Genomic DNA, 21,559 nt, shown 5'->3' on the forward strand with positions numbered 1-21,559 from the left:
CCTCCCCGGCGCGTGCCCGCCCGGGTGGCCGCGGACCCTTCCCGCGGACCGGTTCGCCCTCCTAGCCTTGAAGTGGCCCGTGTTCCGCGGCCCAAACGGCCTCAGGCCAAACCACCAGAGGAGCCTGCTATGCGTACCACCACGCTGGGAATCAACGGACCGGAGGTCGGCGTCATCGGCCTGGGCTGCATGGGCATGACCTACGCCTACGACATGAACGCCAAACGGGACGAGGAAACGTCCATCTCGGTAATCCGCGGCGCCATTGAACTTGGTGCCACCCTGATTGACACGGCGGATGTGTACGGGCCGTACACCAATGAGGAGCTGGTGGGCCGGGCGCTGGGCGACGGTTACCGGGACCGGGCCGTGCTTTCCACCAAGGTTGGTTTGGAAGTCAGCAACGCCGCTCCCGCCGCCGGCACCATGCCCGGGCTGGTGAAAAACGGCAGTCCCGAGCACATCCGCACGTCCATTGATGCCAGTCTGCGCCGGCTGGGCACCGACCACGTTGATCTGTACATCCTGCACCGGGTAGATCCGGAGGTGCCGCTGGAGGATTCCTGGGCCGCCATGGCACAGACGGTCACGGACGGCAAGGCCCGTGCAATCGGGATCTCGGAGGCGAGTGTGGAGGAAATCGAACGGGCGCAGTCGGTGCATCCGGTGACCGCTGTGCAATCCGAACTGTCACTGTGGACGCGGGACCGGCTGTCCGACGTCGTGCCTTACTGCGAGGAGCACGGCCTCGCGTTCCTGCCGTTCTCGCCGCTGGGCCGCGGCTTCCTCACCGGGCGGTTCACCTCCTTTGACCAGCTGCCCGCCGATGACATGCGCCGCAGGCTTCCCCGCTTCCAGCAGGACAACCTCAAAGCGAACCTGGCCATTGTGCAGCGGGTGCACGACGTCGCCGAACGGGTGGGTGCGACGCCGGCCCAGGTGGCGCTGGCCTGGGTGGTGGCCCAGGGACAGCGGATCATTCCCATTCCGGGCACCAAGACCCCCAAGTATCTGCGGGACAACGTGGCCGCCGGGGATTTGATGCTCAGCGGCGAGGACCTGATGATGCTGGACAGCGCGCCGGCGGCATCGGGCGGCCGCTACTAGCTACTCCGCCGCCTGAGCTACTCCGCCGCCTGATTGGCCGAAAGCCGCGGAGCCAGGGCGGCGAGCAGCTCATCGGGGCGGCTGCAGGACACGAGCAGGTTCCCGGTCCGGCACTCGATCCGGACCGAAGGTCCGCCGACGAGGTAGCCGGTGCCCTCCGGCAGGATCCGCAGGCCCATTCCGTGCCGCATGCCGGTCACGGGGCCCCGGGAGACGGCCGTCATCTCCCGGTAGGGAACCTCGGTCGAGAAGATTCCGGCCACACGGATCCGCAGGCCCTCTTCACCGACGTGGAGGCGAACGGTGATCATAATGACGGCGAGAAAGAGGACGGCCACCAGCACACCGGTGATGACGGCGGCCCGTCCGCCCTCGGCGACGGCCAGCACACAGGCGGCCGCGCCCGAAAGCCCCAGGAGTCCCAGGACCAGCCGGTAGCGCAGCGGTATGGCCGTGCGGAACGTTCTTGGTTGAGTTTCTTCCCCCGAAGTCATGGGGCCAGTCTGCCGGATTAGTGCCCGGTTTGTCCTTTCGCTGCCGTGTTGGGATTTCACTGCCGGTGCGCACCGGCAGTGAAATCCCAAAACGGCGGCGGCTGCTCAATGCGGCGGTGAATTGACATGCCGTTCCCGCGCCTACCGAGCCTGAAAGATCCCCGTCTGCAGGTATTGCCCGTAGAGCCGGAGAACTTCGCGGGTGGGGGGATGGAGCGGGTCAGGAACCCCGCTCAGCGGAAAGAAGCCAATTTCGGAAACCTCGGACTTTTCCGGGGTCACTGATCCTTCCCAGCCGGTCAGGCAGAAGCAGAGCGCGAAGGCGTGCACCCGGTCTCCATTGGGATACTCCAGCTGATGCAGGTTCGGGTCGGAAAGACTGGCAAAAGCCACCAGATCGGCGGGATCGGTGCGGATGCCGGTCTCTTCAAAGAGCTCGGCCACGGCAGCTCCGGCAAAGCTCTGGCCCGGTTCGCAGGCACCGGCAGGAAGTTCCCACACACCGTTGTCCACACGCCGCTGAAGCAGAGCTGTGCCGTCGGTGCGCAGCACCAGGACCTGCGCGCCCGGCAGCAGAAGCTGGCGTTTTCCGACTTTCTGCCGCAGTTCCCATACATAGGATCCGATGTGCCCCATTCCTGCTCCTGTCCTGCCGAGAATGAAATCCAGCTTACGGGTGGTGCCCGGCCGGTGCGGTGGCTAGCCTGATGACCATTCCGCCAGCACGTCTGAGGAGAAAATCATGCCGCGTCTGCCTTTGGTCAGTACCGTTGACAAGCTGGAAGGCGCAGCCTGGCTGGATCCCGCCGCCGGCACAGTGTCCCGCATCGTGAAGAGGGTGCTGCCGCAAGGGACCGTCACCGATGCGCTTCACGGCGTTCCGCTGGGGCACCCGGTGCATCCGCTGATGGTGACCGTGCCGCTGGGGGCCTGGGTTTCGGCGGCCGTCCTGGATGTGCTGCCGGGCAACGAACGGGCCGCCAAAACCCTGGTGGCCCTGGGCGTGCTGTCGGCGATGCCCACCGCGCTGACCGGCGTCACCGACTTCTCGCAGCTCGACACGCAGCAGCAACGGACGGGCGTGGTCCACGAGGCCAGCACCGCCGTTGCCACCGTGCTGTACGCAGCATCGTGGCTGGCGAGGAACCGGGGCAACCACGGCAGCGGAAAGCTGCTCGGGTTCGCCGGACTGGCGGTCGCAGGCATCGGAGGCTTCCTGGGCGGACACCTTTCCTACCGGCAGGGAGCGGGCGTGAACCGGAACGAAGACCTTCCTGAGGAGGTTCCGTCCGGATGGCATTCGCTGGGCCCGGTGGAGGGATTCCCTGACGGGCGGCCGCGCCCGGCACAACTGGGCGGCGTTCCGCTGATGGTGCTGCGCCGTGAGGGTACGGACGGCGAAGACGGAACCGGCATCATCTCGGTGCTTGCCGATACCTGCTCCCATTTGGGCGGACCGCTGCACGAAGGACACCTGCAGGAAACCCGCGGCCAGCTGTGCGTGGTGTGTCCCTGGCACGGCAGTGTCTTCTCTGTGGAGAGCGGGGAAGTGGTGCACGGTCCGGCTACTGCGCCGCAGCCGGTGTTCCGGACCCGGGTCCGGGAGGGCCGCCTTGAAGTGAGCCTGACCGGCGCTGAAGATTAGCTCCGGGGTCCCCGGTCCCGTGCACAGCGCTGGTGCCAGCCTGCCCGGAAGGGACAGTCGCCCGTCCGACCCCTGGGCAGCGCTCCGCTCCATTTGGCCGGATCTTCCCTGGGACGCGGCGCAGTTTCGGCGCGGAGCCTTTCATCACGTGGCGGTGCTCGGAGAAGCCGCAGTTGTCCGCGTTGTCTACGGGCCACGCCACGTGCAGAGCACAGAGGGTGAAGCGGGCAACCTGGCCGCATTTACCCATACGGGGCTGCCGTTCCTCATCCCGGCCGTGCTGCGGACACCGTTTCACGGCTCCGGCTGGTCCGCACAGCTCAACAGCTACGTTCCCGGCGACCACCGGCCGCTTGAAGCATGGACCGCGGTGCGCGAGCCCCTTGCGCGGATCTTGGCGGCGCTGGCCGACGTCATTCCGCGGTCCGGAGGCAGCCTCCGCCCGGTCCGGGAATGGTGCGGTGCGGGGGAGTGGCCCGCCATAGTTGCCGGCATCACCGTGGCCCTGCCGGGCCGTGAAGCCAAAGCAGCCGGCCGGGTGGTGGCGGACGTCCTGGCAGCCGAGGAAATGGTGATTCCCGCCGTCGTGCACGGCGACCTGGGCCTGCACAACGTGCTGTGGAACGGCCCCGGGGTTTCAGGGTTGGTGGACTTTGACAACGCCTGCCTCGGGGATCCCGCGATGGACCTGGCGCCGTTGATCGGCGCCTTTGGCGCTGCTGCGGTCACTGACATTGCTGATCCGGACCTGGTGTCCCGGGCGCAGCTGCACCGCGCGTCCCTGTCGCTTCAGGTGGCGGCGGCTGCTGAGCTTGCCGGAGACGGGGAACTGCGCGACTTTGCCCTGGGCAATTTCAGCGACCGCTTCTCCAACGGCACACTTTACGACCCCGGCCCGCGACGCACGGTGTAGGCAATGCACCGTGTAGGTTCAGGGGAAACGGGACTGTGACGTGACGGGGGGACATGATGGGCGAAAGGAACCTGTCCACGCAAAGAACCCGGATTGGGCTGGGCAACCTTGCCTTGATCAAGGGGTGGTTCGTTGCCACCGCGCAGTGGCTGGGGCTGGTAACGGTCGTGTACATCGTGGCGGCCATCCCCGCGGGGCGGGACGAGCCTGCGTGGGACATGGAAGCCTTCATGTTTTGGCTGGCGCTGATGACGTGGGGAGCCGGCGGAGCCCTGTTGCTGGGCGGTCCCCTGGCCGTGGTCCTAGGTCTTCTGCTGCGCCGGGTGCGCGGGCAGTGGATCCACGTGGTCGTGTTCTTCGCGGTGCCGGCGGCCATGCTGTGGGCCTGGACCGGGTTCAGCACCGACCTGCCGGTCATAGGATGGATCCTCAGCATTGGTGCGGCGGCAGCGCTGGGCCGATTCTCCGTCCGCGGCGACGTTGAAGTGGTGTCCGCCGGCCGCAGGGAGCGTCTGGAGGAGAATGACAGTGGCCACGGGTAAGGGGATCCGGACCGTGGCTTATGAACCGAAGCACCGCTCGGGATCAGTCCCTGCCCTCCGCCGCCAGCAGGGCAATGGCGTCCTGCGCCGGTCCGAAGAACGTCATGGGATCAGCTACCTCTGCCGGAGATGAGGAAGCACCCTGCTGCACCACGACAAAGCGCTCGCCGTCGCTGCGTTCCAGGTACCAGGAACCGGCCATCACGCCCGGTGCGCTGCCGCCCTTGAACCCGATATAGGTCCAGTCGCCGCCGATTTCCAGGTTGAGTCCGTTGTTGGCGCCGAGGATGTCCCGCAGCGGCGCACCAGCGTCGGTTGCGGCCCGCTCCTGCAGGGCCAGATGCGCCCGCATCAGATCCTCCGCGGTGGCAAACCAGTCCAGGTCCTGCTGCCATACCGGGGTGGTGACCGCTGCGGACGGAGTGTCCAGCACGCCGCCCGGCAGGGTCTGCAGCAGCTCCCGGCGGGCGTCGTCGTCGGCCTCCGCCCACTGCCCGCGCACGGAATCCTCCACGCCCCAGCCCAGCTGGAACAGTTCCCGTGTGTTCAGGAACGGGGTGTTGCGGTCCGGATCTGAGTGCCCGGCGTCGCTGAGCGCCTGCTCGACGGCGGGGCGGCCGACGGCGTCCATCAGCAGGTCGGTGGCGGTGTTGTCACTGATGGAGATCATCTTCTGCGCCGCGTCCCGGACGGTGACGGCGGTCCCGGCCGGTGCGTCCTGCAGTTCTCCGGAGGGCAGGCTGCGCAGGTCATCGGTGACGGTGAGCTTGGCATCCCAGGACAGCGTGCCGGCAGCCACCGCATCGCTGACCGCCACCAGCACGTAGAGCTTGAAGATGGAGCCGACGGGCTTGGCGGTGTCGGCATCGATATCCAGGATTGAGGTGCCGTCCGCAGAGCCGTCCGCTATGCGGTAAACCGCCATGGCGGAGCCGTCCGGCAGGGCTGCCATATTGGTTTCCACTTCTTCCCAGCTGGCAGCGGGCGTGCGGGCCGGGGTGCCGGGACCGAAGAAAATGCCGTTGATCAGTCCTGCCTCATCGACCGAAAGCTGCAGGTCCATGAGGTCACCGGGGGTGCTTTCCATCGTGAAGACGCCCTGGGCGTCCGTCGCGTTGACAGTGATGGGCGTCCAGGGGCCCTGGGAGCGCACCTGTTCCAGCACCTCCGCCAGTTGCTCTGTAGACAGTTCGGAGAGGATCACGTCCGCGAACTTGTCCGCAAAGCCATCAGTTGCGACCGCCGTTTCACTGTTGATCAGTGTCAGGACCCACTGTGCCTGGAGACCCGCAGGCGTATCGGGAAGCCCTACCGCAGGCTGCAGAGCTGCTTCGGTGGCGCTTTTGGCTTCGGTGGGTTGGGATTCCGGTTCTGCCTGCGCCCCGGTACTGGAACAGGCAGTCGCCGCGAGTGCCAGGGCGGCGGCCAATCCGGCCATGAGCCCGTGCCGGCGAAATCTCCGGGCGGTGGTTGTCCTGCGGCGGAAACGGAAAAGTCCTGTCTGCATGCTGCCCTTTCACTGCTGTACGTGCGGAACGTGTAAGCAGTGGGACAGTGCTCCGTGCAGTTCCCCAGCCGCCGGTCTGGACAGGCTAGCAGGTCAGCGCTGCATCACCCGTCCCGGTGTCCTGCGAGAACCCGAGGGTGAGCAGCGGCGTCACCGCATCCTGTGACAGGGCTTCAAAGACCATCCGCTCGTGCGGAACCATCAAAGTGGGAAGTGCTGCGAGGGGAAACCAGTGCAGATCGGTAGCCCTCTCCGGCTCCTGCAGCTCTGGCTGCCCGGTCCATCCGGTACACAAGAAGAAGAAGTCCACCCGGTCCGGACGGCCGGGGTCTTTGCGGTGCAGGGTTGTCAGCGGTGCCAGCTGATCGGCGCCCACGGTGAGTCCCAGTTCCTCCCGCGTCTCGCGCACAGCGCAGCCGACGGCGGACTCACCCGCCTCCACATGCCCGGCTGCCGCCGTCGCCCAGAAACCGTCCAGATATCCGGTGGTGCCGCGCCGCTGCAGCAGCACTGAAGGTCCATTGCGGAAGATGACGTAGGAGACCGCGATCAGGCCCGGTCTGTCGGTCGGCGAGGCTTCGTGCCTACGCCCTTCTCCGCTCACGGCAGCCTCAACTCGAGCAGCTGAAGCGCCGGAACCGGATCGGTCGCCAGCCGGGCGTGGATCTCCACATCAAACCGTTCCCCGTCATAGTGCAGCTTGTCCCGCTGAATTCCCTCGGCGGCAAACCCAGCGGACCGGGCGACTCGACAGGACGCAGGGTTGTTGGTGCGGTGTCCGAGCTCCAAGCGGTGAAGCTGCAGTTCTTCCGCTGCCCAGTGGGCAAGGGTTGCCGTTGCGCGTGCCGCCAATCCCCGTCCCCGGGCCGGTGCCGCCAACCAGTAATAGGTCCATGCCGTGCCGTGACGAGGATCGATACGGCTGAGGCCCACATTGCCCACCGCCGTACCATCGGCCACGATGGCCAGATTGCAGGCCGTCTGTGAATCCCAGCCCAAATCCTCCCCGATGACCCGTTCCGCGCCGGCGGGTGTTTCCGCGACCGGGTCCAGCTGCCGGTCCAAATCGGAGCTTGCGCGGTAGGCGGCTGCCAGCGCGCCGCCGTCGGATTGCCGCCAGGGCCGCAGCAAAAGTGAGGTCATGCGCCGAGGCTACCAGCCGCCGTCGTTAGGGGTCCGTGCGGAACGGACCGTCTGCCGTCGCCTCGTGAACGGGCATCCACCGTTCCCCCGCTACTGCTCCCGCGCGTATTCTCCAAAGATGAATCCGGTCATGGTGTGTCTGTGGATTTTTGCCGCCGTCTGTGCGGGCACCTGGGTGCTCTCGCTCATCACGCGGGAGTACTCCTGGACCGACCGCATCTGGTCCCTGGTTCCCCTCGCCTATGTCTGGGTGTTTGCCGCGGCGTCCGGCTTTGAGGGCCGCCTGGTCCTGATGGCTGTGCTGGTCACTCTCTGGGGTGCCCGGCTGACCTTCAACTTTGCCCGCAAGGGCGGCTACGCTCCCGGCGGGGAAGACTACCGGTGGGCGATCCTGCGCCGGCGCCTGAAGCCGTGGCAGTTCGCCGTCTTCAACCTCTTGTTCATCAGCATTTACCAGAACATCATCATCTTCCTGATGACTCTGCCGGCCCTGACCGTGTACCAGAACCCTGCCCCGCTCAATGCCGGAGACTGGATCCTCGCAGTGCTGTTCGCGGGCGCCCTGGCCGGAGAAACTGCTGCCGACCAGCAGCAGTGGAACTTCCAGCAGTGGAAGGGTCAGGAGCGAAAGTCCGGGCGCACCCCGAAGCCAGGCTTTTTGCAGTCCGGGCTCTTTCGGTACTCCCGCCACCCCAATTTCTTTTTTGAGCAGGCGCAGTGGTGGCTGTTCTACGGTTTTGCGGTGGCAGCCACAGGGGCGTGGCTGCACTGGACCGTCCTGGGGGCGTTGCTGCTCACCCTGCTCTTTATGGGATCCACCGTGTTCACGGAGAGCATCTCGCGGTCCCGTTACCCGGATTATGTGCAGTACCAGTACCGAACGTCCGCCATCATTCCGCTGCCGCCGCGGCAAGGGCTGCGGCCTGCGGCGGAGGCCGGCTAGAGGCCGGCAGCGGTCTTTCGGGCGAGGTGCGCGCGACACGCCGCGTTGTTCCCTGTGCCACAAACGGGTTCAATTGGGACTAGAATCTTTTCGACAGGTGTTGAATAGCAAAGAACATCGTGTTCACACCTAAGGAGATTTGTAATGGAACGCGTCAGCGGAAAAGTGGCATTGATCAGCGGCGGTGCACGGGGCATGGGCGCTGCCCACGCCAAGCGCCTGGTGGACGAGGGCGCCCGGGTTGTCATCGGCGACATTCTCGACGACGAGGGTCAGAAGACCGCCGAACAGCTTGGCGAGAACGCCCGCTACGTCCACCTGGATGTCACGAAGCCCGAGGACTGGGAAGCTGCCGTCCAGACAGCAGTGACCGAGTTCGGCGGACTGGACGTACTGGTCAACAATGCCGGTATTGCCAACTTCGGCCATATCGAGGACTTCACGCTGGATCAGTGGAACGCCATCATGAACATCAACCTCACCGGTGTGTTCCTGGGCATCAAGGCGGCCATCCCGGCGCTGAAGGAGTCCAAGGGCGGTTCCATCATCAACATCTCCTCCACCGCCGGCCTGCAGGGCTTTGTGGAGCTTCCCGGCTACACGGCCACCAAGTACGCAGTGCGCGGCCTGACGAAGTCGGTGGCCCTGGATCTGGGCAAGTACGGCATCCGCGTCAACTCGGTGCACCCCGGCGTCATCAAGACGCCGATGACCGAGGGCATGGAGAATCCCATGAACCATGTTGCGCTTCACCGCATGGGCGAGGCTGAGGAAGTCTCCAACATGATCCTGTTCCTGGCCAGCGACGATTCCTCCTTCTCCACCGGAGCCGAATTTGTGGTGGACGGCGGCGAAACGGCCGGCCTGGCCAACCACTAACGGCAACTACATAAGCTTGCGGCGTCCCCCAGCGCCGCGGCACGGAAGGGCTTCGCTTCGGCGGGGCCCTTTCGTGTATCTGAGAAGATAAGTTCCATGCCTGAACCGGAAGACCCCAAGCCCCAGCGGCGTTCTTCTCACGATGAACCCCGGACAGCCCGTACCCGGGAAGCTCTGGAAGCCGGTTTGTGGGAATTGCTGCGCGATCACGAACTCGCGGACATCAGCGTGGCGGCACTATGCCGCCGGGCCGGGGTGCACCGCACCACGTTTTACGGCCACCACCGCAATATTTTCGATTTTGCGGCATCGGTTTACGCCGGCGTCGTGGACCGGCTGGGCACCGTGGACGTGGATCAGCGCGGCACGGGGCGGACCGTGGATGAAATCAACGTCCTCTACATTGATTCCGTGCGCCGCATCCTCCAGCACACCAGGGAGGAGGAGCGGGTCTATCGGGCGTTGTTCCATACCGAAACCTTCCTGGGCGTCATGGCCGGCGGGCTGGCCCAACGCTTCCTCCTGTCGCTGCACGTCTGGAAGGCGCATGGCGTGGTGCCGGCAGTCAATCTTGAAGCAACGGCTGCGTATCTGGGCGGCGCCTATGCGGCATGGATTGAGCAGTGGGTAGTCTCCGGGGACAACGACGTCGACGGCTGGCTGGGTTCGCTGGTGTATCTGCTGCCTCCGTGGTGGCCTCGGTCCGGATACCCGGGAGTCCGCCGGAGCGCGCCTGAGCCGGCAGTTGGTTCCACCACGCCGGGTGGACCGGGCCCGGATCAGCGCTGACGCTGCCCCTGCACGGTCGGACCGGCGTTCGCCACGCCGGAGAAACGGCTAAGCCTGTCTTCCAAGGCCACCCGCACTCCGGGCCACTCCGGCGCGAGGATGGAATAAACCGCAGTGTCCCGCCAGCTGCCGTCCGCGCGGAGCCGGTCCCGGCGCAGGATCCCCTCGAACGTCCCGCCAAGCTTTTCGATGGCGGCCCTCGACCGGACATTGCGGGAATCGGCCTGAAGACTGACACGGCCAAACCCCGCGCCGAAGGCATGCTCCAGCAGCAGGAGCTTGGTCTCGGCGTTGACGGCAGTGCCCCAGACGGAAGGGCTGTACGCAGTCCACCCCAGCTGAATCGTCTCCTGGCGCAGGTCCAGGTCCGCGAGGGTGCTGGTGCCCGCCACGGGACCGGGCCTGCCGTCTTGGAGCAGCCGCACCGCGAATGGCAGGGCATCCCACCGGTAGTAGGTCTGCGCCCAGGCGGCGAAGGCGTCCGGCTCCGGGTGCAGCCCCGCGGGGCCGCCGCCGTAGCCCCCGGCGAAGACTTCCGGAACGGCGATGGCACGGTGCAGCTCCGGAAGCAGACCGGTTGTGAGCGGTTCAAGCCGGACAAACCGGCCGGTGAGGACGGAGGAGGCGGGGCGCACGGCAGTCATGCAGTCAGCCTAAGACGCCGGCTCCTCCCGGCACCCTTTATGACGGACGGTCAGAGCAGAAACTTATCCGGCGTCAGCGGCAGGTCCCGGACCCGGATCCCGGAGGCGTTGTACGCGGCGTTGGCGATCGCTGCCGCGCTGCCTACAATTCCAATTTCACCGATGCCGCGGGCGCCCAGCGGGCCGGCATGCTCGTCCACGTCCTCAATCCACAGCGCTTCCATGTCCAGCACATCAGCGTTGGTGGGAATGTGGTATTCGGCCAGGTCATGGTTCACGAAGATCCCGAACCTCGGATCCAGGACACTCTGCTCATGCAGCGCCATGCCCAGCCCCATGGTCATCGCCCCCAGGAACTGGGACCGCGCGGTGCGCGGATTGATGATCCGTCCCGCGGAAAAAACGCCCAGCATGCGGGGTACCCGGATTTCGCCGGTGTCCGAGGAGATCCGGACCTCGGCGAAATGCGCGCCGAAGGAATACAGGGCCAGGTTCTCCGCCTCGGGGTCCTCCGGAGCGTTCGCCTCGGTCTGCGCCCCGGGGGAGGGATGTTCTCCGTGGTCGGCCCGGAACGCACGCGCGGCGGCAATAACTGTTCCGCCCCAGCTGGCCGTTCCGGAAGATCCCCCGGCCACCGAGGCGGCAGGGAAGGCCGTGTCGCCGATGCCCAGCCGGATCCGGTCGATCGGCACGTCCAGCGCGTCGGCGGCGATTTGCGTCAGGGCCGTCCAGGCGCCGGTGCCAATGTCCGCCGCCCCAATCTGCACCGAGTAGATGCCGTCCTGCTCATAGCGGATCCGCGCGGTGTTGGACGGCTGGCGCATGAACGGGTAGACGGCGCTGGCCGTGCCCAGGCCCACCAGCCAGCCGTCCTCCTGCACGGAGCGGGGCCGGGTGACCCGCCGGTCCCAGCCAAAGCGATCGGCGCCGAGGTCAAAGCACGCCAGCAAATGCCGGCTGGACCAGGGATTCCCGGTCTCCGGATCCACCTCCGGCTCATTCCGGCGCCGCAGTTCAATGGGATCCACCCCGGCTGCGGCGGCGAGTTCATCCATCGCGACTTCGGGACCGAACATGCCCGGACACTCGCCCGGTGCGCGCATCCACGAGGGCACCGGGATATCCAGTGGCGCCAGGCGGGTGGTGGTGCTCCGGTTGGGGGCGGCATACATCATCCGGAACGGCGCCGGGGTTTGCTCGGCGAATTCCTTGATCCGGGAGGTGTGTTCCACGATGTCCAGTGACATGGCGGTGAGACGGCCGTCGTCGGCGGCTCCCAGCCGGATGCGCTGGAGGGTGGGGGTGCGGTGGCTGGTCAGCGTGTACATCTGCTGGCGGCTGACCGGAAACTTCACCGGCCGCCCGTCGGTGACCTGCGCCGCCAGGGCGGCCATCACCACATGGACGTGCGGCATGCCCTTGGAACCGAAACCGCCGCCCACATGCGGGGCAATGACATGGACCTGTTCCTCTTCCAGCCCGAGCACCTGCGCCAGCGTGCCCTTCACGGCATGCACGCCCTGGGTGGAGTCCCACAGGGTCAGCACGGCGCCGTCCCACTGCGCCACGGTGGCGTGCGGTTCCAGCGGATTGTTGTGCTCGGCCGGAGTGGAATAGGTCTGGTCGATCTTCAGCGCAGCGGTGTCAAAGGCGGCATCCACGTCCCCCTCGCTGCTGTCCGTAGGCGTGCCGGCATTGAGTTCCTCGGGCGCATACAATTCCGGACCATCTGCGCGCAGCTGGGCGGAGAACGGCTCCTCGGTGTAGGTGACGGTGACGGCAGCCGCGGCTTCCCGGGCAATTTCCGGGGATTCGGCCAGGACCGCGGCAACAATCTGTCCCCGGTACCCGATGGCGTTGTCCTGCAGGACTGCCAGCTCCCGGTCGGACGGGTCTTCCAGGCGGGGCGTTGTCTCGGAGGTAAGGACCGTGAAGACGCCGTCGATGGCTTCGGCGGCGGCGGTTTCCACCCGCTCCACAGCGCCGCGGGCAATGGTCGAAAGCACGGGATACAGATACAGCGGGTTCTGAACCGGCTGCTCATACGCGTACGGGGCGGTGCCTTTGACCTTTAGTTCGCCGTCGAGGCGTTCATACGGCGTGCCGATGGCCCTCCCGGGCAGCAGGTTGCTCATGAATCCAGTTCCTCCCAGCCGGTGTCCCCGGGTCCGTCAGGGCCTTCGGGATGATCAGTTCCTGCAGCGCTTGCGTCGGGGGCAGGGGCCCCGGCCAGATCCCGCAGCACCGCGGCCAAAGTATTGCGGACCATGGGGATCTTGAAGCCGTTCTCGCGCAGCGGTTCAGCCGTCGCCAGCTCGAGGTCCGCGGCAGCGCGGAAATTCTCTTCGGTTGCCTCCGCTCCACGCAGTGCGGCCTCCGCCTGAAGTGCGCGCCAGGGCTTGTGCGCCACGCCGCCCAGGGCAATGCGCACGTCACGGATCACCGGAGGGTTCGCGCCGTCGTCCTCCAGTTCCAGGGCGGCCGCCACGGAGACCAGTGCGAAGGCGTACGACGCGCGGTCCCGCACCTTGCGGTAGGCGGACCGGGCGGGTGCCGGGGGGAGTTCGACGGCGGTGATGAGCTCGCCGTGTTCCAGCACCGTGTCCCGCTGCGGCTCGTTCCCGGGCAGCCGGTGGAAGTCGCTCAGGGGAATGATCCGTTCCCCGGCCGGCCCGAGGACCACCACGGCGGCGTCCAGTGCGGCCAGGGCCACCGCCATATCCGAGGGGTGGGTCGCTACGCAGTCCTCCGATGCGCCCAGGATGGCGTGGTAGCGGGTGTAGCCGTCGACGGCGGAGCACCCGGTTCCGGGTTCGCGCTTGTTGCAGGGGGTGGTGGGGTCCTGGAAGTACACGCAGCGGGTGCGCTGCAGGAGGTTGCCGCCGGTGGTGGCCAGGTTCCGCAGCTGTCCGGAGGCCCCGGACAGCAAAGCCGCCGACAGCGCGGAATAGCGGCGGCGGATGTGGGTGTTGGCCGCGAGGTCTGCGTTACGGACATTGGTGCCGATCCGTACCCGGCCGTCGTCGAGCACGTCCACGGTGTCCAGCGGCAGCCGGCTGACGTCCACCAGCAGGGCGGGTGAGGCAATCCCGAGTTTCATCCGGTCCACGAGGTTGGTGCCGCCGGCCAGGAAGGCGGCGTTGGGATTTGCTGAGACCAGGGCAACGGCGGAGGCGGCATCCTCGGCACGCCGGTAGTCGAAGGGGATCATGACCGGTCCTCCGGATGGGAGGGCATCGAGGCTGCGGTGGGGGAATCCGGGACGGCAGGTTCGGCGGGATCGGGCAGTCCCTTGCGGAGGGAAGCGGCTGCCTCGGCCGCCTGCCGCACTGCGGCCACAATGTTGACGTAGGCGCCGCAGCGGCACAGGTTCCCGCTCATGCGCTCGCGGATCTCATTATCGGTGAGGTCAATGCCGCCCTCGGCTGCCGGATCTGTAGCGGTGGAGGGATGCCCGGCAGCGGCTTCTTCGATAATTCCGGCCGCGGAACAGATCTGCCCCGGAGTGCAGTAACCGCACTGGAAACCGTCCTGTTCCAGGAAAGCCTGCTGCACCGGATGCAGATGACCGTCCGGGACCACATCGGCCAGTCCCTCCGCCGTGATGACCTCCGCGCCGTCGTGCGCCACCGCGAGGGTCAGGCAGGAATTGGCCCGCCGCCCGTCCAGCAGCACGGTGCAGGCCCCGCACTGCCCGTGGTCGCAGCCCTTCTTGGGGGACGTCACTCCGAGCCGGTCCCGCAGCGCGTCCAGTACGGTGGTGCGGGTGTCCACGGTCAGTGTCCGTTCACTGCCGTCCACCTGCAGGGTTATTTCAGCATCCACTTACGTACCGCCCTTGAGTAGAGTCCCATTGGTGCTGAAACCTACCGGAGCCGGTGTGATGCCGACAACCGTCCTGTCCGCTTAAACAAAACGGTCCCCACCGGTTTTCACCGATGGGGACCATCTTCTTGGTTGCGGGGGCAAGATTTGAACTTGCGACCTCTGGGTTATGAGCCCAGCGAGCTACCGAACTGCTCCACCCCGCGTCGTACTTAGAACTCTACCCCCATGTGAGCCGGGAAGAAGAATCCAGTGACCGCCGTCACGCTCGAGGCGGCAATGTTTCCTCGGTAGGGTGGGGCTGTGAGCCTGCCTACCGTAGATACAACTGTCACCTATCCCGCCGGCGCCGTGGAGTCCTCCGGCACCGTGCTGCACGTTTCAGACGCCGACGGCGCCCGCGTGGTCCTGCTGGACACCACCGCCGTGCATCCGGTGGATGCCGGGTGGCCGGACCAGGGAGCGGACCGTGCGGTGCTGACCACTGCCGACGGCACCTCTCATGAAATCCGCGACGCCGTGGTGGCGGCCACCGACGGAACCGATCTGTTCCTGGGGGCGGACATTCCGGTGAAAAAGGGCACCGAAGGCTGGGTCTTCACCGTGGCGCACCTGCTCCCTGCCGGTGCAGCCGTGCGGGAAGGGGACTCCGTGCGGATTGAGGTGGACGCCGCCTACCGAAGCGCCCTGTCTGCGGGACACACGGCCTGCCACCTGGCGTCGCTGGCCCTGAACCGGCAGCTTGCCGGAGCCTGGAAAAAGGACGTGTTGTCTGATGCCGCCGGCAACCCGAACTTCGACGCCCTGGCCATCGAGACCTCCACCATCACCGAGCACGGCTCCACCGATGTGTACCGGCTCGGCAAATCCCTGCGCCGCAAGGGCTTTGTCCCGGACACCCTGCTAACGGACCTGCCCGCTGCGGAAGCCGGTATCAATGCCATCCTGGCGGACTGGACCGCCACCGGGGCAGAGGTTCGGATCGAGTGCGACGGCGTCGGCCTCACCGACATGCGCCGCTGGAGCGTTGACCTGCCCGGGGGCACTGTTTCCATTCCCTGCGGCGGAACGCACGCTGCCTCCCTGAAGGAGACCGGCGGCATCCAGGTCACGCTCACCGCAGAAGAGGGCGACGGTGCGGTAACCGTCACCATGGACACCATCTGCGTGCAGCCGGCCGGCTAAACCGACGCGCCCACATAAGCCGCCAGATGCTGGCCGGTGAGCGTGGTTTTGCCGGCCACGAGGTCCGCCGGGGTGCCCTCGAACACTATCCGGCCGCCGTCGTGCCCGGCACCCGGCCCCAGATCGATAATCCAGTCGGCGTGCGCCATTACAGCCTGGTGGTGCTCAATGACAATCACCGATTTACCGGAATCAACCAGCCTGTCCAGCAGCCCCAGCAGCTGTTCCACATCCGCGAGGTGCAGTCCGGTGGTGGGCTCGTCCAGGACATAGACAGTGCCCTTTTCGGCCATTTGGGCGGCCAGCTTCAGCCGCTGCCGCTCGCCGCCGGAGAGCGTGGTGAGCGGCTGGCCGAGGTGCAGGTAGCCGAGGCCGACGTCGGCGAGCCGAACGAGGACCCGGTGGGCTGCGGGGGTGGGGGCTTCACCGCTGCTGCCAAAGAAGAGCTCGGCGTCGGTGACGGACATGCCGAGCACTTCGGAAATGTTCTTGCCGCCCAAGGTGTATTCCAGGACGGCCGCCTGGAAACGCTTGCCTCCGCATTCTTCACAGGTGGACTCCACCGTGGCCATTACTCCCAGGTCGGTGAAGATCACGCCTGCCCCGTTGCAGATTGGGCAGGCACCTTCTGAATTGGAACTGAACAGTGCGGGCTTGACGTTATTTGCCTTCGCAAAGGCCTTGCGGATCGGCTCCAGCAGTCCGGTGTAGGTGGCCGGGTTGCTGCGCCGCGAACCCTTGATAGCCCCCTGGTCAATGACGACGACGCCGTCCCGGCGGGCCACCGACCCGGAGATCAGGGAGCTTTTCCCCGAGCCGGCAACCCCGGTGAGCACGCAGAACACGCCCAGGGGGATATCGACGTCGACGTTCCGGAGGTTGTTCGTTCCGGCGCCGCGGACCTCCAGTACGCCGTCGGGGGTGCGGACACTGTCTTTCAGGCGTGCCCGGTCGTCCAGGTGATTTCCGGTAACGGTGCCGCTGGTGCGAAGGTCCGCCACCGTGCCTTCAAAACAGACCGTTCCGCCGTCGCTCCCGGCTCCGGGACCCAAATCGATGACATGGTCGGCGATGGCGATGGTTTCGGGTTTGTGCTCGACGACCAGCACGGTGTTGCCCTTGTCCCGCAGTTGCAGGAGCAGCCGGTTCATCCGTTCGATGTCATGCGGATGCAAGCCGATGGTCGGTTCGTCAAAAACGTACGTCACGTCCGTCAGTGAGGATCCGAGGTGGCGGATCATCTTGGTGCGCTGGGACTCCCCGCCCGAAAGCGTTCCCGAGGGCCGGTCCAGGCTGAGGTAGCCGAGACCGATTTCAGCGAAGGAGTCCAGCAGGTGCTGCAGCCCGGCCAGCAGCGGTGCCACTGACGGCTCGTTAAGGGTGCGGACCCATTCCGCGAGATCGGAGATTTGAAGAGCGCACGCGTCGGCGATGTTCTTGCCGTTGATCTTCGAGGAACGGGCCTCGGCGCTGAGCCGGGTGCCGCCGCACTCGGGACAGGTGGTGAACGTGATGGCCCTGTCCACAAACGCGCGGATGTGCGGCTGCATGGCCTCCGGGTCTTTGGATAGCATGGACTTCTGTATTTTGGGAATCAGCCCCTCATAGGTCAGGTTGATGCCGTCCACCTTGATCTTGGTGGGTTCCTTGTACAGCAGGTCGTGCAGTTCCCGCTTCGTGAACCTGGCGATCGGCTTGTCCGGATCGAAGAAGCCGGTGCCGCTGTAAATGCGGCCGTACCAGCCGTCCATGCTGTAGCCGGGGATGGTGAGCGCGCCCTCATTCAGGGATTTGCTGTCATCGTAGAGCGCTGTCAGATCGAAGTCAGTCACGGACCCCATTCCTTCGCAGCGCGGGCACATGCCGCCGAGCCGGTTGAAGGTGGCCTTCTCTGCCTTGGTCCGGCCGCCGCGTTCCACTGTGATGGCTCCGCTGGCCTTCACCGAGGGGACATTGAACGAATACGCGTTGGGGGAGCCGATCTGCGGCTGGCCGAGCCGGCTGAAGATGATCCGCAGCATGGCGTTCGCGTCTGTGGCGGTGCCCACGGTGGACCGCGGGTTGGCTCCCATCCGCTCCTGGTCCACGATGATGGCCGTGGTCAGCCCCTCCAGCAAATCAACATCCGGGCGGGCCAGATTGGGCATGAAGCCCTGCACGAAGGCGCTGTAGGTTTCGTTGATCAACCGCTGCGACTCCGCCGCAATCGTGCCGAAGACCAGCGAGCTCTTGCCGGAGCCGGAGACGCCGGTAAAGGCAGTGAGGCGGCGCTTGGGGATCTCAAGGCTGATCCCCCGGAGGTTGTTTTCCCGTGCTCCGGAGACCCGGATCACGTCCTGGCTGTCGGCTGCATGCGCAGACGGGGAGCCGGTCTGCGCTGCGGTTCCTGGACTGATGGCCATGCCCGTGGGTTCCTTCGGTAAGTGTCAGTACTTCCGCCTGAGGCTACAGGTTCCCCTCCCACGGCTCGCCGTCCCGGCATAAAAAATCCCACAAGTGCCCATCCGGATCCGCGGCCGTTCCCAGATAGACGCCCTTGTCCCGGAGCCGGGCACGGGACACCACCCTGCCGCCGCTCGGCGCGCAGGCGGCGAGAATCTCATCCACCTCGCCGCGGGTGGGAAAGGCCAGGGCCGTGCGGCCTTCCTGGCTGACCGGCCTGGGCAAAAGCACCAGCACAATGGCGGCAGAAATGTTCAGGGCCGAGAGATCAACATTGCTGAGCCGCTCATTGAGGGTAAAGCCCAAGCCCATGTAAAAGCCGGTGGACCGGTCCAGGTCGGATACCGGGAGGTGCGGATAAATGACGGGATACAAGCGAAGCCCTCCCAGGCCCTGCCGGGTCTCTACTCGGGGATGGACGGATCCATCCACATGAACTCCCAGACGTGCCCGTCCGGGTCGGTGGCGGCGCCGGAATACATGCCCGGCATCTGTTCGCGCGCGGGTTGAAACACGACTCCGCCGTTCTTCGCGGCGTTCGCCAGGAAAGTGTCCACTTCTTCGCGGGTGTCGCAGCTCAGGCAGTTCAGCACTTCCTTGCCCGCCGCGCGCAGGTGCGGGGTGTCGCCTTCGGGAAGGAACCCCGAGAAGAACTCTTGGTGAAGCAGCATGACAACAATGGTGTCGGAAATGATCACGGCGGCGCAGTCGTCGTTGCTGAATTGGGGGCTCTGCTTGAATCCCAAACCCAGATAAAACTCAGTGGATCTGCGAAGGTCGGCAACAGGGAGATTGGGAAAAATCATGCGCTCCACGGCCATGTCCTTTCGAAGGTGCAGCCATCCGTCCCCCTCTAAGAACGCTGTCACAGCTGCGCTGCCCCGTCCAGAGCCGGATCACGGTGCAGCCCTTTATCGGCCTGCGATGTTAGCCTTGTGCTGCCGAAGGCGGGCACCGCATGGTGCTATCTACCTGGCAGATCCGGCAGCTGTTGCCGCCATCCGCATTCAAGGAGATATCCATGACCACCAGTGACGCTCAGTACCTTGCCCGTGCCATCAAGCTGGCCACCGCCAACGTTGCCGCCGGCGGCGGTCCGTTCGGTGCCATCGTCGTCACGGCCGACGGTTCGGTTTTTGAGGGCCTCAACCGGGTCACCGCCAACAATGACCCAACGGCGCACGCCGAAGTGACGGCCATCCGGGCCGCCGGTGCCGGTACCGGAAGCCACGACCTCAGCGGCGCTGTGCTGTACACCAGCTGCGAACCCTGCCCCATGTGCCTGGCGTCTTCACTCTGGGCTCGTTTGGACCGTGTGGTTTTTGCGGCGGACCGCCATGATGCGGCCCGCGCAGGCTTCGATGATGCTGTGTTCTACGAGTACTTTGAGAAGCCGGTTGCGGAGCGCTCGCTTCAGGTGACGCAGGCTGCGGCTCAGGACGTGTCGGCAACCGCCCCGTTTGAGGCCTGGACTGTTGCGGAGAACCGCGTCGACTACTGACGTGCGGTTGCGCTCGGCCGGTTGGCCACGCCTCAGCCGAGCCTGCCCCAGGGAGCGGCCGCCGGAGGGATCGGCGGCTGGACGCCCGGGCCGATGGTCTTCGCGAAGCACACCGAGTCCGCCACCTCGGCGTAGGGGCCGAAGTTGGGCACCACGGTGTAGCCGCCGTGCCGGTAAAAGCGCTGGCCGTCGGGCTGGGCAGACCCTGATTCGGCGGCGATGACTGCATATCCGGCGGCCCGCGCCCGGTACTCCAGGGCGGTCAGCACGGCGGTGGCCACCCCGGATCCCCGGGCGTAGGGAAGAACATAGATCCGTTTAATCTCGGCCGTCGAGTCATCCAGCCGCCGCAGCCCGCCGCAGCCAAGCGGCTGGCCGGAGCTCTTCTCATACGCAACGAGGAAAACGGCCACGTCTTCGGCGGTGGGCGGCGCCGGTTCGGGTGCGGATGTTCCCCAACGGCTGTTCAGTTCTGCCTGCTGGGCGGCGCGCAGGTCAGCACCCACGGGGTTGCTCCAGGGCACTTCGCGGATGGTGAGGTGCGGCGGCTGATCGGCAAGCATAGGGCCTCCTGCTGAGGGTGCTCCGGAACGGGATTTTCCTTCAATCTAGGGGCGTGCCGTTTCAGCGGTGTTTCAGCTGCATGGCAAGTTGGCTAAGAGAAGCGGAGAATCCGGATGCATGCAAAAATGGAAGGGATGACTTCCCTCGATACTTCCCCCGCAAACCCGTCCAGACCGGTTGGCACCTCCAAGGCCCAGCTGCAGGCACGGAAGACGCAGGTGCGGCCCGCCACCGAGGGCTGGGAACAGGCCAAGGAACCCGACGGGCGCCCCCTGCTCCAATTCAAGTCCCCGCGGGTGTCGCAGCCGCCGGTCCATCTGGCTGACCTGACCCTGCCCGAGCGCCAGGCCAAGCTTAAAGAGCTGGGCCTCCCGGCGTTCCGCGCCAAGCAGCTCTCAGTGCATTACTTCCAGCACTACACCACGGACCCCGAAGCCATGAGCGACCTCCCCAAGGAGCGCCGCGATGACCTGGTGAAGGAAATGTTCCCGACGCTGCTCACCGAGGTCAAACGCCTGACCACGGACAACGGCGACACCATCAAGTTCCTGTGGCGCCTCTTCGACGGTTCCCTCGTGGAGTCCGTCCTGATGCGTTACCCCGGCCGCATCACGCTGTGCGTGTCCAGCCAGTGCGGCTGCGGCATGAACTGCCCGTTCTGCGCCACCGGCCAGGCCGGCCTGACCCGGAACATGTCCACGGCGGAAATCCTGGACCAGATTGTCCAGGCCAACCGGGTGATCAAGGAAGGCGGCCTCGGCGGCAAGCGCCGCGACGGCGGGCACGACGCCGAGCGCGTCACCAACATTGTCTTCATGGGCATGGGTGAGCCGCTGGCCAACTACAAGCGCGTGATGAATGCCGTGCACCGGATGGCCGCAGAGGTTCCCGAGGGCCTGGGCATGAGCGCCCGGAACATCACCGTTTCCACCGTGGGCCTGGTGCCGGCAATCAACAAGCTGGCCGAGGAGAACATCCCGGTGACGTTCGCTCTGAGCCTGCATGCTCCCGATGACGAACTGCGTGACGAGCTGATTCCGGTGAACAGCCGCTGGAAGGTGGACGAGGCCCTGGACGCCGCGTACAACTACTACCGCGTCACCGGCCGCCGCGTCTCGATCGAATATGCGCTGATCAAGGACATGAACGATCATCCGTGGCGCGCGGACCTGCTGGCCAAGAAGCTGAACTCCCGCGGCCGCGGCTGGGTGCACGTGAATCCGATTCCGCTGAACCCCACGCCGGGTTCCATCTGGACCTCGCCGGAACCGCACGTGACCCGCGAGTTCATTAACCACCTGATCGACGCCGGCATCCCCACCACCCTGCGCGACACCCGCGGCAAGGAGATCGACGGCGCCTGCGGCCAGCTGGCTGCCGCGGACTAGGAACCCGGTACCCCGAAGCGGGTAGGGGCATCAGCCCCCTACCCGTCG

General features: G+C 66.1%; 23 protein-coding genes and 1 tRNA gene. 10 read left to right on the forward strand and 14 right to left on the reverse strand.

Features of this window, described 5'->3' with window-relative positions:
- Positions 1-129 precede the first annotated feature (129 nt).
- Positions 130-1,107: an aldo/keto reductase gene (locus CXQ89_RS01485; protein ID WP_104160045.1), complete on the forward strand. Its 978-nt coding sequence runs from the start codon at positions 130-132 to the stop codon at positions 1,105-1,107.
- 17 nt (positions 1,108-1,124) lie between these two features.
- Here CXQ89_RS01485 and CXQ89_RS01490 read toward each other — a convergent pair whose 3' ends face one another.
- Both CXQ89_RS01490 and CXQ89_RS01495 read right to left on the reverse strand, forming a co-directional pair.
- Positions 1,125-1,601 (reverse strand): hypothetical protein, encoded by a 477-nt coding sequence (locus CXQ89_RS01490; RefSeq protein WP_104160046.1) that lies wholly within the window; start codon positions 1,599-1,601, stop codon positions 1,125-1,127.
- A gap of 141 nt (positions 1,602-1,742) precedes the next feature.
- A complete protein-coding gene (locus CXQ89_RS01495) occupies positions 1,743-2,237 on the reverse strand; it encodes an NUDIX domain-containing protein (protein WP_104160047.1) in 495 nt (164 codons plus the stop codon).
- Positions 2,238-2,343: 106 nt separating this feature from the next.
- Between CXQ89_RS01495 and CXQ89_RS01500 the strand changes: the two genes are divergently transcribed.
- From CXQ89_RS01500 to CXQ89_RS01510, 3 genes are all read left to right on the forward strand, one after another.
- A complete protein-coding gene (locus CXQ89_RS01500) occupies positions 2,344-3,246 on the forward strand; it encodes a Rieske 2Fe-2S domain-containing protein (protein ID WP_104160048.1) in 903 nt (300 codons plus the stop codon).
- A 148-nt stretch (positions 3,247-3,394) separates the two neighbouring features.
- The gene (locus CXQ89_RS01505; RefSeq protein WP_181032200.1) at positions 3,395-4,159 is read left to right on the forward strand and encodes an aminoglycoside phosphotransferase family protein; all 765 of its coding nucleotides are present in this window, start codon (positions 3,395-3,397) and stop codon (positions 4,157-4,159) included.
- Between the two features lie 53 nt (positions 4,160-4,212).
- A complete protein-coding gene (locus tag CXQ89_RS01510) occupies positions 4,213-4,701 on the forward strand; it encodes a hypothetical protein (RefSeq protein ID WP_104160050.1) in 489 nt (162 codons plus the stop codon).
- 43 nt (positions 4,702-4,744) lie between these two features.
- On the opposite strand, the gene CXQ89_RS01515 is transcribed toward CXQ89_RS01510, so the two are convergent.
- The 3 genes from CXQ89_RS01515 to CXQ89_RS01525 all read right to left on the reverse strand — a co-directional run bounded on the left by CXQ89_RS01515 (position 4,745) and on the right by CXQ89_RS01525 (position 7,351).
- Complete coding sequence (locus tag CXQ89_RS01515; RefSeq protein WP_104160051.1) at positions 4,745-6,208, reverse strand: serine hydrolase; 1,464 nt, start codon at positions 6,206-6,208, stop codon at positions 4,745-4,747.
- 85 nt (positions 6,209-6,293) lie between these two features.
- Complete coding sequence (locus CXQ89_RS01520; RefSeq protein ID WP_258059788.1) at positions 6,294-6,812, reverse strand: NUDIX domain-containing protein; 519 nt, start codon at positions 6,810-6,812, stop codon at positions 6,294-6,296.
- Positions 6,809-7,351, reverse strand: coding sequence for a GNAT family N-acetyltransferase (locus CXQ89_RS01525; RefSeq protein ID WP_104160052.1), 543 nt, complete (start codon positions 7,349-7,351; stop codon positions 6,809-6,811). Before CXQ89_RS01525 ends, CXQ89_RS01520 begins: the two co-directional genes overlap by 4 nt.
- Positions 7,352-7,469: 118 nt before the next feature.
- Here CXQ89_RS01525 and CXQ89_RS01530 point away from each other — a divergent pair, with 118 nt between their 5' ends.
- The 3 genes from CXQ89_RS01530 to CXQ89_RS01540 all read left to right on the forward strand — a co-directional run bounded on the left by CXQ89_RS01530 (position 7,470) and on the right by CXQ89_RS01540 (position 9,962).
- A complete protein-coding gene (locus tag CXQ89_RS01530) occupies positions 7,470-8,294 on the forward strand; it encodes a DUF1295 domain-containing protein (protein ID WP_104160053.1) in 825 nt (274 codons plus the stop codon).
- Positions 8,295-8,438: 144 nt separating this feature from the next.
- Positions 8,439-9,173, forward strand: coding sequence for a glucose 1-dehydrogenase (locus CXQ89_RS01535; RefSeq protein ID WP_104160054.1), 735 nt, complete (start codon positions 8,439-8,441; stop codon positions 9,171-9,173).
- A 96-nt stretch (positions 9,174-9,269) separates the two neighbouring features.
- Positions 9,270-9,962, forward strand: coding sequence for a TetR/AcrR family transcriptional regulator (locus tag CXQ89_RS01540; protein WP_104160055.1), 693 nt, complete (start codon positions 9,270-9,272; stop codon positions 9,960-9,962).
- Here CXQ89_RS01540 and CXQ89_RS01545 read toward each other — a convergent pair.
- The 5 genes from CXQ89_RS01545 to CXQ89_RS01565 all read right to left on the reverse strand — a co-directional run bounded on the left by CXQ89_RS01545 (position 9,953) and on the right by CXQ89_RS01565 (position 14,637).
- Complete coding sequence (locus CXQ89_RS01545; RefSeq protein ID WP_104160056.1) at positions 9,953-10,606, reverse strand: GNAT family N-acetyltransferase; 654 nt, start codon at positions 10,604-10,606, stop codon at positions 9,953-9,955. The genes CXQ89_RS01540 and CXQ89_RS01545 overlap by 10 nt on opposite strands.
- Before the next feature lie 50 nt (positions 10,607-10,656).
- Positions 10,657-12,741: a xanthine dehydrogenase family protein molybdopterin-binding subunit gene (locus tag CXQ89_RS01550; protein WP_104160057.1), complete on the reverse strand. Its 2,085-nt coding sequence runs from the start codon at positions 12,739-12,741 to the stop codon at positions 10,657-10,659.
- The gene (locus CXQ89_RS01555; RefSeq protein ID WP_104160058.1) at positions 12,738-13,817 is read right to left on the reverse strand and encodes a xanthine dehydrogenase family protein subunit M; all 1,080 of its coding nucleotides are present in this window, start codon (positions 13,815-13,817) and stop codon (positions 12,738-12,740) included. The genes CXQ89_RS01550 and CXQ89_RS01555 overlap by 4 nt, the downstream gene beginning before the upstream one ends.
- Complete coding sequence (locus CXQ89_RS01560; protein ID WP_104160059.1) at positions 13,814-14,431, reverse strand: (2Fe-2S)-binding protein; 618 nt, start codon at positions 14,429-14,431, stop codon at positions 13,814-13,816. Before CXQ89_RS01560 ends, CXQ89_RS01555 begins: the two co-directional genes overlap by 4 nt.
- A gap of 129 nt (positions 14,432-14,560) precedes the next feature.
- Positions 14,561-14,637, reverse strand: a tRNA-Met gene (locus tag CXQ89_RS01565).
- A gap of 97 nt (positions 14,638-14,734) precedes the next feature.
- Between CXQ89_RS01565 and CXQ89_RS01570 the strand changes: the two genes are divergently transcribed.
- The gene (locus CXQ89_RS01570; protein WP_104160060.1) at positions 14,735-15,616 is read left to right on the forward strand and encodes a metal-dependent hydrolase; all 882 of its coding nucleotides are present in this window, start codon (positions 14,735-14,737) and stop codon (positions 15,614-15,616) included.
- Here the strand turns inward: CXQ89_RS01570 and CXQ89_RS01575 are convergent.
- Genes CXQ89_RS01575 through CXQ89_RS01585 form a run of 3 tightly spaced genes read right to left on the reverse strand, consistent with a single transcriptional unit; the run spans position 15,613 to position 18,864 of the window.
- Positions 15,613-18,018 (reverse strand): excinuclease ABC subunit UvrA, encoded by a 2,406-nt coding sequence (locus CXQ89_RS01575; protein ID WP_104160061.1) that lies wholly within the window; start codon positions 18,016-18,018, stop codon positions 15,613-15,615. The two genes, CXQ89_RS01570 and CXQ89_RS01575, sit on opposite strands and share 4 nt — an antisense overlap.
- Before the next feature lie 43 nt (positions 18,019-18,061).
- Positions 18,062-18,433: a VOC family protein gene (locus CXQ89_RS01580; RefSeq protein WP_104160062.1), complete on the reverse strand. Its 372-nt coding sequence runs from the start codon at positions 18,431-18,433 to the stop codon at positions 18,062-18,064.
- Positions 18,434-18,462: 29 nt separating this feature from the next.
- Positions 18,463-18,864, reverse strand: coding sequence for a VOC family protein (locus CXQ89_RS01585; protein ID WP_258059913.1), 402 nt, complete (start codon positions 18,862-18,864; stop codon positions 18,463-18,465).
- A 215-nt stretch (positions 18,865-19,079) separates the two neighbouring features.
- Between CXQ89_RS01585 and CXQ89_RS01590 the strand changes: the two genes are divergently transcribed.
- Positions 19,080-19,559 (forward strand): nucleoside deaminase, encoded by a 480-nt coding sequence (locus tag CXQ89_RS01590; protein ID WP_104160063.1) that lies wholly within the window; start codon positions 19,080-19,082, stop codon positions 19,557-19,559.
- 32 nt (positions 19,560-19,591) lie between these two features.
- On the opposite strand, the gene CXQ89_RS01595 is transcribed toward CXQ89_RS01590, so the two are convergent.
- Complete coding sequence (locus CXQ89_RS01595; RefSeq protein ID WP_104053383.1) at positions 19,592-20,122, reverse strand: GNAT family N-acetyltransferase; 531 nt, start codon at positions 20,120-20,122, stop codon at positions 19,592-19,594.
- A 135-nt stretch (positions 20,123-20,257) separates the two neighbouring features.
- Here CXQ89_RS01595 and rlmN point away from each other — a divergent pair, with 135 nt between their 5' ends.
- Positions 20,258-21,511 (forward strand): 23S rRNA (adenine(2503)-C(2))-methyltransferase RlmN, encoded by a 1,254-nt coding sequence (rlmN, locus tag CXQ89_RS01600; RefSeq protein ID WP_237685545.1) that lies wholly within the window; start codon positions 20,258-20,260, stop codon positions 21,509-21,511.
- The last annotated feature ends 48 nt before the right edge of the window (positions 21,512-21,559 follow it).

Source organism: Arthrobacter sp. ZGTC212 (assembly GCF_002929255.1).
Classification (GTDB): domain Bacteria; phylum Actinomycetota; class Actinomycetes; order Actinomycetales; family Micrococcaceae; genus Arthrobacter_B; species Arthrobacter_B sunyaminii.

What these genes read in the sequence shown, in the direction of transcription:
- CXQ89_RS01540 (WP_104160055.1), top strand. Translation starts at nt 9,270, where the DNA reads ATGCCTGAACCGGAAGACCCCAAGCCCCAGCGGCGTTCTTCTCACGAT.
- CXQ89_RS01585 (WP_258059913.1), bottom strand. Translation starts at nt 18,864, where the DNA reads ATGATTTTTCCCAATCTCCCTGTTGCCGACCTTCGCAGATCCACTGAG.
- CXQ89_RS01530 (WP_104160053.1), top strand. Translation starts at nt 7,470, where the DNA reads ATGAATCCGGTCATGGTGTGTCTGTGGATTTTTGCCGCCGTCTGTGCG.
- CXQ89_RS01495 (WP_104160047.1), bottom strand. Translation starts at nt 2,237, where the DNA reads ATGGGGCACATCGGATCCTATGTATGGGAACTGCGGCAGAAAGTCGGA.
- CXQ89_RS01590 (WP_104160063.1), top strand. Translation starts at nt 19,080, where the DNA reads ATGACCACCAGTGACGCTCAGTACCTTGCCCGTGCCATCAAGCTGGCC.
- CXQ89_RS01575 (WP_104160061.1), bottom strand. Translation starts at nt 18,018, where the DNA reads ATGGCCATCAGTCCAGGAACCGCAGCGCAGACCGGCTCCCCGTCTGCG.
- CXQ89_RS01535 (WP_104160054.1), top strand. Translation starts at nt 8,439, where the DNA reads ATGGAACGCGTCAGCGGAAAAGTGGCATTGATCAGCGGCGGTGCACGG.
- CXQ89_RS01515 (WP_104160051.1), bottom strand. Translation starts at nt 6,208, where the DNA reads ATGCAGACAGGACTTTTCCGTTTCCGCCGCAGGACAACCACCGCCCGG.
- CXQ89_RS01550 (WP_104160057.1), bottom strand. Translation starts at nt 12,741, where the DNA reads ATGAGCAACCTGCTGCCCGGGAGGGCCATCGGCACGCCGTATGAACGC.
- CXQ89_RS01490 (WP_104160046.1), bottom strand. Translation starts at nt 1,601, where the DNA reads ATGACTTCGGGGGAAGAAACTCAACCAAGAACGTTCCGCACGGCCATA.
- CXQ89_RS01510 (WP_104160050.1), top strand. Translation starts at nt 4,213, where the DNA reads ATGATGGGCGAAAGGAACCTGTCCACGCAAAGAACCCGGATTGGGCTG.
- CXQ89_RS01485 (WP_104160045.1), top strand. Translation starts at nt 130, where the DNA reads ATGCGTACCACCACGCTGGGAATCAACGGACCGGAGGTCGGCGTCATC.
- CXQ89_RS01595 (WP_104053383.1), bottom strand. Translation starts at nt 20,122, where the DNA reads ATGCTTGCCGATCAGCCGCCGCACCTCACCATCCGCGAAGTGCCCTGG.
- CXQ89_RS01545 (WP_104160056.1), bottom strand. Translation starts at nt 10,606, where the DNA reads ATGACTGCCGTGCGCCCCGCCTCCTCCGTCCTCACCGGCCGGTTTGTC.
- rlmN (WP_237685545.1), top strand. Translation starts at nt 20,258, where the DNA reads ATGACTTCCCTCGATACTTCCCCCGCAAACCCGTCCAGACCGGTTGGC.
- CXQ89_RS01500 (WP_104160048.1), top strand. Translation starts at nt 2,344, where the DNA reads ATGCCGCGTCTGCCTTTGGTCAGTACCGTTGACAAGCTGGAAGGCGCA.
- CXQ89_RS01525 (WP_104160052.1), bottom strand. Translation starts at nt 7,351, where the DNA reads ATGACCTCACTTTTGCTGCGGCCCTGGCGGCAATCCGACGGCGGCGCG.
- CXQ89_RS01555 (WP_104160058.1), bottom strand. Translation starts at nt 13,817, where the DNA reads ATGATCCCCTTCGACTACCGGCGTGCCGAGGATGCCGCCTCCGCCGTT.